Source organism: Faecalibacterium sp. BIOML-A1 (assembly GCF_009679715.1).
In the GTDB taxonomy this organism is placed as follows: domain Bacteria; phylum Bacillota; class Clostridia; order Oscillospirales; family Ruminococcaceae; genus Faecalibacterium; species Faecalibacterium taiwanense.
Map to the genome: position 1 here is coordinate 18,323 of NZ_WKZJ01000011.1, position 15,589 is coordinate 33,911.

General features: G+C 58.8%; 13 protein-coding genes and 1 other annotated feature. Of the genes, 9 read left to right on the forward strand and 4 right to left on the reverse strand.

Translation table 11 applies throughout. The features are described from left to right. The 4 genes from GKG36_RS11515 to GKG36_RS11530 all read left to right on the forward strand — a co-directional run bounded on the left by GKG36_RS11515 (window position 1) and on the right by GKG36_RS11530 (window position 3,597). The gene (locus GKG36_RS11515; protein ID WP_154260830.1) at window positions 1–759 is read left to right on the forward strand and encodes a LemA; all 759 of its coding nucleotides are present in this window, start codon (window positions 1–3) and stop codon (window positions 757–759) included. Continuing rightward, window positions 756–1,787: a TPM domain-containing protein gene (locus GKG36_RS11520; protein WP_154260832.1), complete on the forward strand. Its 1,032-nt coding sequence runs from the start codon at window positions 756–758 to the stop codon at window positions 1,785–1,787. The genes GKG36_RS11515 and GKG36_RS11520 overlap by 4 nt, the downstream gene beginning before the upstream one ends. A 200-nt stretch (window positions 1,788–1,987) precedes the next feature. Continuing rightward, a complete protein-coding gene (gene ilvA, locus GKG36_RS11525) occupies window positions 1,988–3,193 on the forward strand; it encodes a threonine ammonia-lyase (protein WP_154260834.1) in 1,206 nt (401 codons plus the stop codon). A gap of 29 nt (window positions 3,194–3,222) precedes the next feature. Then, window positions 3,223–3,597, forward strand: a complete 375-nt coding sequence (locus GKG36_RS11530) for a RidA family protein (protein ID WP_097774035.1) — start codon at window positions 3,223–3,225, stop codon at window positions 3,595–3,597. A gap of 76 nt (window positions 3,598–3,673) precedes the next feature. Here the strand turns inward: GKG36_RS11530 and GKG36_RS11535 are convergent, their stop codons facing one another. After that, entirely contained in the window at window positions 3,674–4,474 is an 801-nt protein-coding gene (locus GKG36_RS11535) for an SDR family oxidoreductase (RefSeq protein WP_044953736.1), read from the reverse strand. Window positions 4,475–4,666: 192 nt separating this feature from the next. Then, window positions 4,667–5,884, reverse strand: coding sequence for an ATP-binding protein (locus GKG36_RS11540; RefSeq protein ID WP_154260836.1), 1,218 nt, complete (start codon window positions 5,882–5,884; stop codon window positions 4,667–4,669). Between the two features lie 169 nt (window positions 5,885–6,053). Then, window positions 6,054–6,312 (forward strand) — a binding site (T-box leader). Window positions 6,313–6,404: 92 nt separating this feature from the next. Here GKG36_RS11540 and ilvB point away from each other — a divergent pair. The 4 genes from ilvB (at window position 6,405) to ilvD (ending at window position 11,777) form a co-directional block, all read left to right on the forward strand. Beyond that, window positions 6,405–8,069 carry a biosynthetic-type acetolactate synthase large subunit gene (gene ilvB, locus GKG36_RS11545; RefSeq protein WP_154260838.1) on the forward strand — a complete coding sequence of 555 codons (1,665 nt, stop codon included), beginning with the start codon at window positions 6,405–6,407 and terminating at the stop codon, window positions 8,067–8,069. A 15-nt stretch (window positions 8,070–8,084) separates the two neighbouring features. Further along, window positions 8,085–8,657 carry an acetolactate synthase small subunit gene (gene ilvN, locus GKG36_RS11550; protein WP_154260840.1) on the forward strand — a complete coding sequence of 191 codons (573 nt, stop codon included), beginning with the start codon at window positions 8,085–8,087 and terminating at the stop codon, window positions 8,655–8,657. A 237-nt stretch (window positions 8,658–8,894) separates the two neighbouring features. Further along, window positions 8,895–9,914, forward strand: coding sequence for a ketol-acid reductoisomerase (gene ilvC, locus GKG36_RS11555; RefSeq protein WP_097774032.1), 1,020 nt, complete (start codon window positions 8,895–8,897; stop codon window positions 9,912–9,914). Window positions 9,915–10,118: 204 nt separating this feature from the next. After that, window positions 10,119–11,777 (forward strand): dihydroxy-acid dehydratase, encoded by a 1,659-nt coding sequence (ilvD, locus tag GKG36_RS11560; protein WP_154260842.1) that lies wholly within the window; start codon window positions 10,119–10,121, stop codon window positions 11,775–11,777. A gap of 125 nt (window positions 11,778–11,902) precedes the next feature. Here the strand turns inward: ilvD and GKG36_RS11565 are convergent, their stop codons facing one another. Then, window positions 11,903–12,583, reverse strand: a complete 681-nt coding sequence (locus GKG36_RS11565) for a sugar transferase (protein WP_154260895.1) — start codon at window positions 12,581–12,583, stop codon at window positions 11,903–11,905. Window positions 12,584–12,863: 280 nt separating this feature from the next. Beyond that, entirely contained in the window at window positions 12,864–14,081 is a 1,218-nt protein-coding gene (locus GKG36_RS11570; RefSeq protein ID WP_223388173.1) for an FtsW/RodA/SpoVE family cell cycle protein, read from the reverse strand. Window positions 14,082–14,377: 296 nt separating this feature from the next. Between GKG36_RS11570 and GKG36_RS11575 the strand changes: the two genes are divergently transcribed. Beyond that, entirely contained in the window at window positions 14,378–15,553 is a 1,176-nt protein-coding gene (locus GKG36_RS11575) for a hypothetical protein (RefSeq protein ID WP_154260844.1), read from the forward strand. Window positions 15,554–15,589 lie beyond the last annotated feature (36 nt).

Consider the following 15,589-nt stretch of genomic DNA (forward strand, 5'->3'; position numbering starts at 1 on the left):
ATGGCAAACGCAGATTTTTCGCAAAAACAGAACAGCACTTCCGGCGGTTTTGACGCGGGCAGCTACCGCGAACAAAAGCAGCCGGAGCAGGCCGTGCCGCTGACACCTCTGCAGCAGAAGCTGACAGGGCTGGAAGCAAAGCTGCCCGCAGCCCTTTCCACCCGCGCAGCTGCACTGGCGCTGAGCGTGGTGGTGATGCTGGCGGCCTTTTTGGGCTTTGGCAGCGCCAAGCTGCGCAGCCGGTACAACGAAGTCCGCAAATGGTACACGGTGGGTGTGGCGGCAGACAACGGCTATAACCTCAACGAGGAGCTGACCACCCGCATGAACACGGCGGCAAACATCATCACCACCGCCGGCAGCACGCTGGGAGCGGACAGTGCCGAGGTACAGGCCGCACAGAGCGCGCTGAGCGATTTTACCGCCTGTCTGGAAGCCGTGCAGAACGGCGGCAAAAGTCAGGCACTCACCTCGCTGCCCTATTATCAGGGCAGCACGATGCATGCGCTGTATCAGGCCAACGAGGTGCTGGGGTCGCGGATCGATCAGCTCTACGCAAAGCTGCAGGAGCAGGCCGCAGACCCCATGAAGATGGGCGCGGTGCAGGGCCAGTACGGCCAGTTCAACAGTGCGGCTACCATTATCGGCACCCTGAAATACAACGATGCCGTTTACGACTACCAGAAAGAGACCGGCGGCTTCCCGGCCAGCGTGCTGGGCAGCATTGCCGGTGTAAAGGAGGTTGAACCCTTCGCATGAAAAATTTTGCAAAACGCGTAAGCGCTCTGGTGCTGGCCCTTGTGGTGGGCGCAGCGGCCCTGTGCCCGGCGGCCCTTGCCGCCGCCAGCCTGCCGGACCTGCCCAAAGACGAATGTGTGGTGGACGATGCCAACATCCTGAGCGACAGCACTACCCAGACCATCGTTGATCTGAACAACCAGCTGCAGTCCAGCTGCAACGGAGCACAGATCGGCGTACTGACTGTAGATTATACGGGTAATTATTCCACTGAGGATTATGCAACACAGGCCCTCAACGCCTGGGGCATCGGCTCGGCTTCCGAGAACAACGGTGTGCTGATCCTGCTGGTGATGGAATCGCCCATCTACGAGGACGGCGATTACTACGTGACCTACGGCGACGGCTTCCGCAACACCACGCTGGAAAGTCAGGCCAGTGCCCTCGCTCAGACCATGGAAGGTGATTTTGTTAACCGCGATTACAGCGATGCAGTAATCACCTGTGCCAACAATGTGGCCGACACCATTGCAAGTGTTTATGGGGTAAATCTGAACAATGGCAGCTACGACGATGGCAGCTACGCGGAGCCGGACGACGGCCCCACTACCTTTGAGGATGTCGTTCTGGGTATCGTGATCCTGTTCATGTCCCTGATGGTGATGCTGATCATCGTACTGTTCGTGTTCCGGGTGTTCATTGCACCCATCGGCCACGCAGCAGGCTGGAACTGGGGTCCCTTCGCATGGGGCTACATGGCAGGTTCGGCCCGCCGGCACCGTCCCGGCCCGCCGCCCCCTCCGGGCCCCGGCTTCGGCCCCGGATACGGCCCGGGCTATGGCCCCGGCCCCCGCAATGACCGGCCCCGCCCGCCCCGGAACAACAACCGGCGTCCGCCCCGTCCTCCCATGGGCGGCGGCTTTGGCAGCGGGTCCTTCGGTGGCTCCCGCGGAGGTGGCTCCTTTGGGGGCGGCTCGTTCGGCGGCGGCTCCTTCGGTGGAATGGGCGGCGGCGGCAGCCACGGCGGCGGCGGTGGTCGCGGCCGTTAAAAACACAAAAACACGGAGAACTGCTGTGGGCGGTATGCCTGCGGCAGTTCTCTTTTTAGGTTTCAGGCGTGAAGGAAATTCATTTGACAAATCAACTTTGTTAACCTATACTGAGAAACATGCATAATAAGCCAGAAATAAAGGCTCTGAGAGCGGAAAAGCCGCAGAGCAGGGAACGATAAAAATAGAGGGAGAAAACCATGCTGACTCTGGATAAGATCTACCATGCAGCCTTTGTGCTCAAGGATGTTGCCCGCAAGACCGACCTCATCGAGGCACCCAAGCTCTCCAAGGACTGCCAACTGTACCTGAAAACCGAAAACCTGCAGGCCACCGGCAGCTTTAAGGTGCGCGGTGCTTACTATAAGATCAGCCAGCTTTCCGAGGAGGAGAGCGCCAAGGGCGTGATCGCCTGCTCTGCCGGCAACCACGCACAGGGCGTGGCGCTGGCTGCTACCCGCCGCGGCATCAAGAGCATCGTCTGTATGCCGGATGGTGCCCCCATCATGAAGGTGGAGAATACCAAGAATCTGGGCGCAGAGGTGTGTCTGGTGCCCGGCACCTACGATGATGCCCACGACAAGGCTGTGGAGCTGCAGGAAGAGACCGGCATGACCTTTATCCACCCCTATGACGATGAGCAGGTCATCGCGGGGCAGGGAACCATTGGTCTGGAAATTCTGGATCAGCTGCCGGATGTGGATGCGGTCGTTGTGCCGGTGGGCGGCGGCGGCCTGATCTCCGGCGTGGCCTTTGCCATCAAGAGTCTGCGCCCGGAGGTGAAGGTCTATGGCGTACAGGCCGAGGGTGCACCCAGCATGTACCGCAGCCTGCACGAGCATAAGTACCAGACCCTGAAAGCCGTTTCTACCTTTGCGGACGGCATTCAGGTCAAAACTCCCGGTGAGCTGACCTACCAGATCTGTGAGCAGTATGTGGACGACATCGTGACCGTGAGCGAGGATGAGACCGCTGCCGCCATCCTTTCGCTGATGGAGAACCAGAAGCTGGTTGCCGAGGGTGCCGGAGCCGTGCCGGTGGCTGCAGTGCTGTTCCACAAGCTGCCGGTCGAGGGCAAAAAGGTGGCCTGCGTCGTCTCCGGCGGCAACATCGATGTGAACATCCTCAACCGCGTGATCACCCGCGGTCTGGTGATGAGCGGCCGCAAGGCGAACATGACCATTGCGCTGGAGGACAGGCCCGGCCAGCTCAAGAAGGTGGCCGAGATCGTGTCCCGCTGCGGCAGCAATGTGGTGTCGGTGCAGCACGATGGCTCCGATCCCAACATGCCCATTTCCAGCTGCTTCCTCAAGCTCACTCTTGAGACCCGCGATGCCGAGCAGATCGAGCAGATCCGCGCAGAGCTTGCAAAAGAGGGTTTCCAGCTTGTGAGCGAAAGAGTATAATAGAAGAAAAAAGAAAGGAACGTTTTATCATGAAAGTCGTTTCCACTTCCAACGCACCCGCAGCCATCGGCCCTTACAGCCAGGCCATCGATCTGGGCAATATGGTGTTTGTTTCCGGCCAGATCCCGGTAGACCCTGCTACCGGCAAGATGGCCGATACGGTTGAAGAGCAGGCTGCACAGAGCCTTGCAAACCTCAAGGCCATTCTGGCCGAGGCTGGCCTTTCCATGGCAAATGTGGTCAAGACTGTCATTTTTCTGGCCGATATCAACGATTTTGCCGCTGTGAATGCCGTGTATGCCAAGGCCTTTGCTGAGCCGTTCCCTGCCCGCAGCTGCGTGCAGGTGGCCGCCATTCCCAAGGGCGCAAAGCTGGAGATCGAGTGCATCGCCGTGCGCGAATGATCAGGCCTAAACACAAAAGGGGCTGTGCCGCTGGCACAGCCCCTTTTGCATGTGTGAGGAAGAATGAGAACAGCAATTACGGGCGCAGACCCATGCCGCCCTCCAGCGTGAGAGTCTCGCCGGACAGATACTTGAAGTCCGGCATGGCCAGCTGCACGCATACCCGGCCGATCTCGGTCTCGGGGTTGGCATAGTGGCCCATGGGCGGCATCTTGACGTTGGCTTTGAACGCATCCGGGTATGCCTGCTGGAACTGCTCCAGCTTGGCGGTCCAGGCCAGCGGGCAGATCACGTTGACATTGATGCCATCCTTGCCCCACTCAGTAGCGGCCACGCGGGACAGGCCGCGGATGCCCTCCTTGGCGGCAGCGTAGGAGCACTGGCCGAAGTTGCCAAACAAGCCTGCACCGGATGCAAAGTTGATCACGCTGCCCTTGGACTTGGCCAGATAGGGATAGCAGGCCTTCATATAGTAAAATGCGGCGTACAGGCCGGAATAAAGGGCCAGATCAAACTGCTCGGTGGTGTGCTCTGCCAGCGGCACGCCGGAAGCGGATGCCTGTGCGTTGTTCACCAGCACTTGAATGCCACCAAAGGTATCCACAGCCTGATTGACGACATTTTGCACGGTGGCTTCGTTGTCGGTGCCTGCACACACATCTGCCTGCACCGGCAGAACGCGGATGCCATACTTGGCTTCCAGCTCGTTTTTTGCCTCTTCCAGTTTTTTTACATTACGGCCAGTGATGACCAGATTTGCGCCCTCTTTTGCAAAGGCGGTGGCAATGCCATAGCCGATGGAGCCGCAGCTGCCATCGGAAAGTACGGCGCGGCCTGCGCCGGTGATGATAGCGGTCTTACCCGTTAAAAAGCCCATAGTTGCCCTCCAGAAGTGCTCAATTGGCTGATGTTGGCCATATTATAGCCTGAATTTCCATAGAATGCAAGGCTTTTTACCGATAAATAAAAAATAGACAAAGAATGCCGAGAAGGTGAAAAAATTCACGACTTCTCGGCATTTTGTGAAAGATTTGTCAGAGACTTTGATGTTAAAATAAAGACAAACTAATTACTTCTGCACGCCCGCCTCGCACTGCTCAATAAACTGCTTTGCCACGCGGGGGCTGCGGCCGCCGGCGCGGATGGCAAAGGCTTCGGCTTTGACCAGCAGCTGATCCATCGGCATGTCGATGCCGTGCTGCTTTGCCAGTTCGGCCAGAATGTTCTCAAACCGGGCCTTCTCCGGCCGCTGGAAAGTGACCGTCAGGCCGAATCGGGCCGAAAGGCTCATCAGCTCCTGTCGGGTATCGGCTTCGTGGATGTCGTCGCCGGTGCGGTCGGTCAGTGTTTCTTTAATAAGGTGGCGGCGGTTGGAGGTGGCGTATACCGCAATGTTCTTGGCCCGACCGCCCACGCTGCCTTCCAGAATGGCCTTCAGGGCGGCAAAGTTGTCGTCGTTGGCGGTAAAGCTCAGGTCGTCGATGAACAGGATGAATTTGAGCGGGTTCGCGGCCAGCTTGTCCATCAGATCCGGGATCTGGTAGAGCTGGTTCTTCTTCACTTCCACCAGCCGCAGGCCTTCAGGCGCAAACTCATTGGCAATGGCTTTCACCGCACTGGACTTGCCGGTGCCTGCATCGCCGTACAGCAGCACATTGTTGGCGGGCATCCCGGCCAGCAGGGCCTTTGTGTTGGCAATGACCTTTTCGCGCTCCTTCTCGTAGCCGGGCAGCTCGGAAAGGCGCTGAGGGTCCGGGTATTTCACCGGCACCAGCTGGCCGTTCTCCACCGTGAACACATGGTGCTTGGCAAACATGCCATAGCCCTTTTTTCCCACTTCGCTCATGCGCTGGGCGTAGGCGGCAGGCAGGTCGATGCCGGAGGTCTCCCACCGGGGCAGGAAAGCCAGCTCCTGCGCCTGCCCTGTGGCAGAACCGGCAGCGGCCAGCAGCTCGTCCAGCGTCAGGCCGCACAGAGCCTGCAGAAAAGCCAGTTCACTGTCCAGCGCGGTCTGCAGTGCAGGGGCAAGGGTGCCCGATGCAGCCTGACGCACGCAGACGGTCTCGGCTTCCAGCACAGCGGCGCTGAGGTAGCTGCCCCAGTTGGTGGTGTGCTCGAACAGTGCGGCTTCAAATTGGGCCACAGCGTCGCACACCGGGCCATAGCCGGGCGCACCGGCTTCCATGCGGTCGGTCAGGTCCAAAAGCTTTGCCACAACGGGGTCGTCCAGCAGGCTGCGGAAAACAACAAGCCCGTGCAGCCGGGCATTCCATTCTCTCAATTTCATATTCCTGTCCTCTAGTTGGTCTTAAATTAAACGCGCAGGCGCGCATATCAGAAGTATACAGCGCATTGTGCTATGGCGCAAGAGGTGTTCAATTAACTTCATGTTTGGGGTGATTCAGGTTACAAATTGTCGATTGACAAAAGGCCGATTTATAGTATAATTTACATCAACAAATGCGCAGATGGGAAAAAGTACCACACGATCCCCACTGTTCAGAGAGCTGCCGTCTGGTGCAAGGCAGTCAGTGCTTCGTGCGGAAAATCATCCCGGAGCAGCCTGCCCAACGGGTGCAAAACCCTTGTAAGCAGCGCCGGTTGCAGCCGTTACCGTGCAGGGCTTTGTTGGAAGCCCGTGAGAGGGTGTGCACAGCACGCCAACGAGAGTGGTACCGCAGAGAGCTTGATGATCACAAGGTCTTTGTCTCTTGATAACAGGGGACAAAGGCCTTTTCTTTTAAAAAGAAGCTCCCCGGGAACGTGTAAAAAGTGGAAAAAGGTTAGGAAAACAGGAGAAACTCACCATGCAGTTGAATGGTTCTCAGATTTTTGTGGAGGTCCTCTGCGAGCAGGGCGTGGACACCCTTTTTGGTTATCCCGGCGGCGCAGTGCTGAACCTTTACGATGAACTGTACAAAAATTCGGACCGCATCACCCATGTGCTGACGGCACATGAACAGGGCGCGGCCCACGCGGCAGACGGCTATGCCCGCGCGACCGGCCGCACCGGCGTGGTGCTGGCTACCAGCGGCCCGGGTGCCACCAATCTGGTCACCGGCATTGCCACGGCCTATATGGACTCGGTGCCCATGGTAGCCTTTACCGGCAACGTGACCACGGACGGGATCGGGAGGGACAGCTTTCAGGAAGCCTACATTGAGGGCATCACAATGCCCATCACCAAGCACAATTTCACGGTGCGCCGGGTGGAAGAGCTGGCCGATACCATGCGCTCTGCCTTCCGTATTGCACAGAGCGGCCGCAAGGGCCCGGTGCTGGTGGATATCCCCAAGGACGTGACAGCGGCGGTATGCGAGTTCACCCCCAAAAAGCCGGAGCCCATCCGCACCGTTACCACCTTCAACGCAGAGCAGGTCAAGTGGGCAGCGGATCTTATCAATGCGGCCCAGCGCCCGCTGGTCTACTTTGGCGGCGGCGTGCGCAGCGCAGCCTCCTGCCAGCCGCTGCGTGATCTGCTGCACAAGGCAGAGATCCCGGCCACCTACACCCTGATGGCCGCAGGCGTTGTGCCCTACGGTGACCCGATGAACATTGGCATGGTGGGTATGCACGGCTGTTACACCTCCAATCGTGCCGTGGCCGACTGCGACGTGCTGATCGCGGTGGGCACCCGCTTTTCGGACCGTGTGGCCCTGAACCCCAAGACCTTTGCAAAGAACGCCACCATCATCCAGATCGACATCGACCCCAGTGAGCTGGGCAAGAATGTGGAGGTCGATCTTTCCATCGTGGGCGATGCCGCTTACGTGCTGAACGCCATGCTGCCGCAGATCGAGGAAAAGAAGCATCCCGACTGGATGAAGATGATCCGTGAGTGGCAGGCACAGGATTACCACCCGGTGTCCGACCCCACCCGCCTGATGCCCCATCAGGTGATCGGCGAGGTGTGCAACCAGTGCGGCCCGGAGGCCGTGTATGTGACCGATGTGGGCCAGCACCAGATGTGGGCGGCACAGTACCTGCGCCACGCTAAGAGCCGCGGCTTTATCACCAGCGGCGGTCTGGGCACCATGGGCTTTGGCTACGGTGCCGCCATTGGCGCACAGATGGCTCTGGGCCGCGACCAGCGGGTGGTCATGTTTACCGGCGACGGCTCCTTCCACATGAACCTGAACGAGGCCTGCACCGCCGTGAGCTATGAGCTGCCCATCATCACCGTGATCTTCAACAACTCGGTGCTGGGCATGGTGCGCCAGTGGCAGAACATCTTCTACGAAAAGCGCTACAGCCAGACCGACCCCCACCGCAAGACGGACTTCGTCAAGCTGGCCGAGGGCTTTGGCCTGAAGGGCTACCGCTGCAGAAACCTGCCGGAGTTTCAGGCTGCCTTTGCCGATGCAATGAAGCAGAAAGGCCCTACTTGGATCGAGTGCATCATCGATAAGGACGAAAAGGTGCTGCCCATGATCCCCGGCGGCGGCGATATCAACGACATCATCATGGAATAAGGAGGACACAGCAATATGGAATCCAACAAGCGCAGGGTCATCAGCCTGCTGGTGGACAACCAGAGCGGTGTTCTGGCCCGTGTGTCCAGCCTGTTCTGCCGCCGCGGCTTCAACATTGACAGCCTGACCGTTTCGGCTACCAACGACCCGGCGGTCAGCCGCATCACCGTTACCATCACCAGCGACGAAAAGGCACTCAGCCAGCTGGTCCTGCAGACCGAACGGCTGGAAGTTACCCGTCAGGTGTTCGTGCTGGACGGCGAAAAATCTCTGGAACGGGAACTGCTGCTGCTGAAGGTAGCGTCCGATGTGCACAACCGCAGCGAGCTGCGGGAGATCGCCAGTATCTACAAGGCCAAGATCATCGACCTTTCGCCGGACAGCATGGTGTTCGAGCTGATCGGCAAGCCGGATAAGATCGATGCCTTCCTGAAAATGTTTACAGATTACAAAATTTTGGAGCAGTGCCGCACCGGCGTTACCGCACTGGAGCGCGGCGGGATGCATCAGCATATGCAGAAGCCTCCGCAGGAGGTGCGCGAAGCACAGCTGCCTCTGCCGGGAACCCACTGCCCGGAGAGAAAGTAAGAACGAACCCTCTCCGTCACGGCTGCGCCGTGCCACCTCTCCCGAAGGGCGAGGTTTTATGCATCATCAAAAGAGAAGGTATGATAAAAGCTCCCCCCTCGGGGGAGCTGGCATCGAGCAAAGCGAGATGACTGAGAGGGTTAAAACTTCGCTTTTCCGCTCCACAGTGAGCGAAAAAATAAAATGTTTACAATCAGCCACTGAATAAACACAAAACAAAAAAGGAGAACAACTACCATGGCTATCAAGAAATACTACGATTCCGACTGCAACCTCGGCGTGCTGGACGGCAAGACCGTCGCTGTCATCGGCTTCGGCAGCCAGGGCCACGCACATTCTGAGAACCTGGCCGAGAGCGGCGTGAACGTCGTCGTCGGCCTGCGCAAGGGCTCTGCTCACTGGGAGAAGGCTTCTGAGTTCGCAGCAACTCACGAGAACTTCAAGGTCATGGAAGTGGAAGAAGCTGCCAAGGCCGGCGACGTTGTCATGATGCTGGTGCCCGACGAGCTGTGCGCTGACATCTACAACAAGCAGGTAGCTCCCTACATGACCGAGGGCAAGGCATTGGCCTTTGCACACGGCTTCAACATCCACTTCAAGACCATCACTGCTCCCAAGAATGTGGACGTTATTATGATCGCTCCCAAGGGCCCCGGCCACATCGTCCGCCGCCTGTACACCGAGGGTGAGGGCTGCCCCTCTCTGATCTGCGTGGAGCAGGACTACACCGGCAAGGCTAAGGATATTGCTCTGGCATACGCTTCCGGCATCGGCGCTGGCCGTGCAGGCATCCTGCAGACCACCTTCAAGGAGGAGACCGAGACCGATCTGTTCGGTGAGCAGGCAGTGCTGTGCGGCGGCGTTTCCGAGCTGATCCACGCCGGTTTCGATACGCTGGTGGAAGCTGGCTACGAGCCCGAGATGGCATACTTTGAGACCTGCCACGAGATGAAGCTGATCGTTGACCTGATCAACGAGGGCGGCTTCTCCAAGATGCGTTACTCCATCTCCAACACCGCTGAGTACGGCGACTACCGCACCGGCAAGCGCCTGATCACCGCCGAGACCCGCAAGGAAATGAAGAAGGTTCTGACCGAGATCCAGGACGGCACCTTCGCTTCCGAGTTCCTGACCGAGATGAGCCCCAACGGCGGCCGCAAGGTGCACTTCCTGGCAAAGCGCCGCATGGAAGCAGAGCTGCCCATCGAGAAGGTCGGCGCAGAGCTGCGCGGCATGATGAGCTGGCTGAAGAAGTAATTAACTCCCCCAGTCGCCTGCGGCGACAGCCCCCTCAAAGAGGGAGCCTTTTGTCTGACCGCAGCGTGAAGCCTCCCTCCGTGAGGGAGGTGGCATCGCGCAAGCGATGACGGAAGGAGTTCAGCCAAAAGTTGCTTTTAAAACTAAGAAAGGCTCCCTCCTTTGGGAGGGAGTCTTTTGCTATAAGAAAAAGAGGAATAAACAATGAGAAGTGACAACGTGACCAAGGGTTCGGAGCGCGCCCCGAACCGAAGCCTGTTCTACGCACTGGGCTACACCAAGGAAGAGTTGGAGCGCCCGCTGATCGGCGTGGTGAGCGCCTACAGCGAGATCGTGCCCGGCCATATGAATCTGGACAAGATCGCCGATGCCGTCAAGGCCGGCGTTGAGATGGCAGGCGGCACGCCCATCCTGATCCCCTCCATTGGCGTGTGCGACGGCATCGCCATGGGCCATGTGGGCATGAAGTACAGCCTTGCATCCCGTGAGCTGATCTGCGACAGCGTGGAGACCATGCTCATGGCCCACCAGCTGGACGGTCTGGTGCTGGTGCCCAACTGCGATAAGATCGTGCCCGGCATGGTGATGGCAGCGGTGCGCATGGATGTGCCCGCTGTGGTCTGCTCCGGCGGCCCCATGCTGGCCGGTACCTACGGCGGCGAAGAGGTCAGCCTTTCCAAGATGTTCGAGGCTGTGGGTGCCTACAAGGCCGGTATGATCACCGAGGATCAGCTGGAAGACTGCACCTGCAACTGCTGCCCCAGCTGCGGCAGCTGCTCCGGCATGTACACCGCCAACAGCATGAACTGCCTGTGCGAGGCCATCGGCATCGCACTGCCCGGCAACGGCACCATTCCTGCCGTCTACTCCAAGCGTCTGCAGCTGGCAAAGCACGCCGGTATGGCCATTATGGATATGGTCAAGAAGGGCATCACCGCACGCCAGATCATCAACGAGCGCTCCATCCGCAACGCTCTGACCTGCGATATGGCTCTGGGCTGCTCCACCAACACCGTGCTGCACCTGCTGGCCATCGCTTATGAGGCCGGTGTGCCCATCGACCTGAAGCTGTTCAATGAGATCAGCGCCAAGACCCCGAACCTGTGCCATCTGGCACCGGCCGGCCCCACCCACATGCCGGACCTGTACGCCGCAGGCGGCATCCCCGCCGTGCAGGCAGAGCTGGCCAAGAAGGGCCTGTTGGATCTGGATGTGCCCACCGTTACCGGCAAGACGCTGGGCGAGAACATCAAGGGCGCACACATCCTGAACGACAAGGCCATCCGTCCCATCGACAACCCCTACTCCCAGACCGGCGGTCTGCAGATCCTGTGGGGCAACATTGCACCGGACGGCTGTGTGGTCAAGCGCAGCGCCGTGGCCCCCGAGATGCAGCAGCATTCCGGCCCGGCCCGCGTGTTCAACAGCGAGGACGAGGCCATTGCTTCCATCTACGCAGGTAAGATCGTCCCGGGCGATGTGGTGGTCATCCGCTACGAAGGCCCCAAGGGCGGCCCCGGTATGCGTGAGATGCTGAACCCCACCTCCGCACTGGCCGGCATGAAGCTGGACAAGACCGTGGCCCTCATCACCGATGGCCGCTTCTCCGGCGCAAGCCGCGGCGCAGCCATCGGCCATGTCAGCCCGGAGGCTGCTTCCGGCGGTCCCATCGGCCTGATCGAGGAGGGAGATACCATCAACATTGATATCCCCAATGCCTCCATCACGCTGGAAGTCAGCGACGAAGTTCTGGCCCAGCGCAAGGCAAAGTATGTTGCACCCGAACCCAACATCAAGACCGGCTGGCTCAGCCGCTACGCACGCATGGTCACCAGTGCAAATCTGGGCGCTGTGCTGAAGTAATTTGATGATCTAAGCAAAAACAGAGGAACGACCCCGCGTCGTCCCTCTGTTTTTTTCCTGCAGGCCCATAGATAAAAAAAGAAAGCGGCAAAGCAGACAGGCTTTGTCACTTCTCAGGCAAAAATTTATTCTCCGTGGCCGAACAGCACCGCACGGAAGGTTGCAAAGATGATCTTCCAGTCCACCAGGAAGCTGCGCTCTTTGACATACTTCACATCCAGCGCCATCCACTCCTCAAAGCTCAGCTGGTTGCGGTGCGGGGCGATCTGCCAGTAGCAGGAAAGGCCGGGTGTCACGTACAGCCGCTGCCATTCATAGGGCGTGTACTGGGCCACCTCACGGGGCAGAGCCGGGCGCGGGCCCACGATGCTCATATCGCCCATGAGGATGTTCACCAGCTGAGGCAGCTCGTCGATGCTGGTCTTGCGGATGAAATGGCCCACCCGGGTGATGCGGGGATCGTCCTTCATCTTGAACACCGGGCCGTCCATCTCGTTGTCCTGCAGCAGATCGTTGAGCTTGCTCTCAGCGTTCGGGCACATGGAACGGAACTTGTACAGCCGGAACAGCTTGCCGTTGCGGCCCACCCGCAGCTGGCTGAACACCGGGCTTGCACCCGGGCTGTCGATCCAGACTGCAATGCAGGTGAGGAGCATCAGCGGGGAAAGTGCGATCAGCGCCAGCAGAGAAAAGAAGATATCCTGTGCACGGCGCACACACCAGTAGGCGCGGTGCTCGTGAAGATTCGTCTTACGATCGATCGTAATCGGCTTGCGGATGCCAAGCTCTGCGCCGGGTTCCTCCATCCAACCGGTCTGCAGCCAGTATTCCGCTTCTGGCGCAGTGGTTACAGTTGTCATACTTAGATTCACTCCATTGATCCTATAACATGAAAACAGGAGAGCCCCAAACTCTCCCACACAGTTATTGCACCTATTGCACAATAAAACTGCAAACTTCTGTACAATTTTACCATGTGTACAGGCGGATTGCAAGAGAGTTGAACCATTTTTTGTCTGGTATATCAGAAAAAACCGGATCACAGAGGTGGAAAACGATGAACAGACAGACCGGTGCGTCAGAGCCTTACCCGAACAGGCTCTTTGTGTTGTGCATATAGACCGACAGCACAAGCCCCACGCAGATATACAGCATCAGCACCGAGCTGCCGCCCGCAGAATAAAAGGGCAGGGTGACGCCGATGACCGGCAGCACCCGCAGATTCATGCCTACATTCACGGCGATCTGAGCCATCAGAGCACCGCCGATGCCGGCGCAGATATAGCTGCCCAGCAGGTCCTCGCTGCGCGCACCGGTGGCAAAGGTCTTGATCACCAGTGCCAGCAGTGCCCCCAGCACGATGCACAGGCCCACAAAGCCAATGACATTGCCCATCCAGCTGAGAATAAAGTCGTTGTGGGCATTGGGCACGCTGTAGTACCGGCCGCTGAACAGGCCGTTGCCGAAGATGCCGCCGGAGCCGATGGCGATCTCGCCGCGCTGCTGCTGGTAGATGATGTTTTTCCAAGTGGCTTCGTTGGGTGCCCAGCCGGTGGAATTCTCCGGGTCGATAACGGCCAGAATGCGGTACCACTGGTAGCCCTTGCCGATCTTATCGCTGAAAAAGGCAAACGCCGCCGCCACGGCCACAGCTGCTGCCGAAATGGCACCGATGATATACTTCCAGCTCAGGCCCGCTGCAAACATCATGCAGCAGCCGATGATGGCGTAGATGATGGCGGTGCCGTCGTCGCCCTGAATGTGGATGATAAGGATGGGCACGGCCAGATGCAGCAGAAGCTTTACCAGCTCCTTTGGCTCGTTGATGCGGCTGCGCACATTGTTCAGGTGCATGGCAAAGGTAAGGATAAAGCTGATCTTTGCCAGCTCCGTGGGCTGGAAGGTAAAGCCGCCCAGCTTGTACCAGGAGTAGTTGTCGGTGTCACCGGCGTTGAAGCCGATGGTCAGCGGGCCGATGGCCACATTGCGGATGAACAGCGTGGGCAGCACCAGACCCCATGTCAGGGCTACATGCACCGGCCACACCTTGACAAGGCTGCGGTAGTCGATGCAGGAGAGAAGCAGCGCGATCACGATGCCAAGCACCGCCGCACCGGCCTGCACCAGCGCGCGGCGGTAATCGCCGATGCCGGTAATGGCACCAGTGATCTCGTCCGTGGCAAAGCCGTTGCCCTGCTTTGCGGCCCAGGAGGCAAGAGCCACCACCGCCATGGTGCTGCTGAAGATGCACAGCAGCAGATAGATCTTATCCGTTCGTTTAAAATATTGTCGAATGCTTTCCAAGAAAGCACCACCTTTCGTTCCCAGATGCACACCGGGTTTTGCCGCTGCAGCGGGCAATACCAACCCAGTTTATCCTATTATACACAGCTTGCACACCGTTTGCAATCCACCGGGTGTGACAGCTTTGCAAAATCCGCACGAATGCTTGACAAAGCAGACCGCACCATCTACAATGAAGGTGCAGCAGAAAGCTCCTTTGCAGAGCGCCTGCCGCGCAAAGAAAATGGCAGGAAGATGCCTGCTGGAAAAGGGCGGCGTGCCGCATTGGGCGGCAGATATGCCCGGAGGAAATGGGAATGGAACACGATATGCTCCGCCGTTTTGGGTGTGCACTGTGCGCTTTGGCTTTCGCGCTCACAGCGCTGCCCACAGCGGCTTTTGCACAGCAGCCGGAAGAACAGGCGGCTGTGCAGCAGAGCCTTTCGGCCACAGATGTGCGCGAGATGCAGCAGGCAGATGCTGCTGTGACCGCACTGACCGGAGGCAGCGACTATGCACAGATGACCGAGGACGAGCGCACAGATGCTGCTTTGCAGCAGCTGGATGCGCTGACCGCACAGGGCCTTGTGAAGCAGGGGTCTGTCTACACCGATGCCGAAAACGGCATGATCAGCTTTACCTACAGCTGCGGCGCGCTGGGCGGCATCTTGCTTACCGACCCGGAGGAGGAGAACACCGCAGCCCTGCCGGAGCTGGACGAGAGCCAGCTGCAGGAGCTGGCAGAGAACAAGCGGGTGGGCACGGCGGCGATCTATTATGCGTTTGACAACACGATCAACAGCACCCGCTACCCGTATTATGCCTACATGCAGACCTATTGGGATTCGGTGGGCCTGCAGACGGATCTGGATACCACCGTTACTGTATCCGACCTGCGCAGGATGGGCCGCTACGACCTGTGCATCCTGAGCACCCACGGCGCGTACTACACCTATGAATACGGCTGGCTGTTCAAAAAGACTACCACGGAACCGCTGATCCTGCTGACCGAGAGATCGGATTTCTGGAGCGATCTGCGCTATGGCTTTGACCTGCTGGCCCACCGCGTGGTCAAGGTGAACGGTATGTATGCCGTCAACGGCGATTTCTTCCGCAGTGCCTACCACGGCAATGGCATCGTGCTCAGCGAGACCTGCGAGTTCTACGGCAAGAACGGCCATGTGGATACCTCTATGGCAGACGGCCTGCTGGCAGGCGGTGCCAAGGCGGTGATGGGCTATGTGAACAATGTCTACTCGGTGTATTCCCGCAGTATGCTGTGGGCCGCTGTAAACCGGATGATCGAGGGCGAAACGCTGGAACAGGCCGTGGACTATGCCAAGAGCATCTACGGCACCGATGATATCATCTGGTACAATGAGCAGGGCGGCAGACGGTCCCATGCGGCGGCATCCTATGCGATGCTCAGCGGAGACCGAAGCGCTGCACTGCCTAACCCCTACACGGCAGCGGATGTGGATGCGGCGGCGTAAGCAACACACGGCATTGCACTTTTGCACAAAGTATAT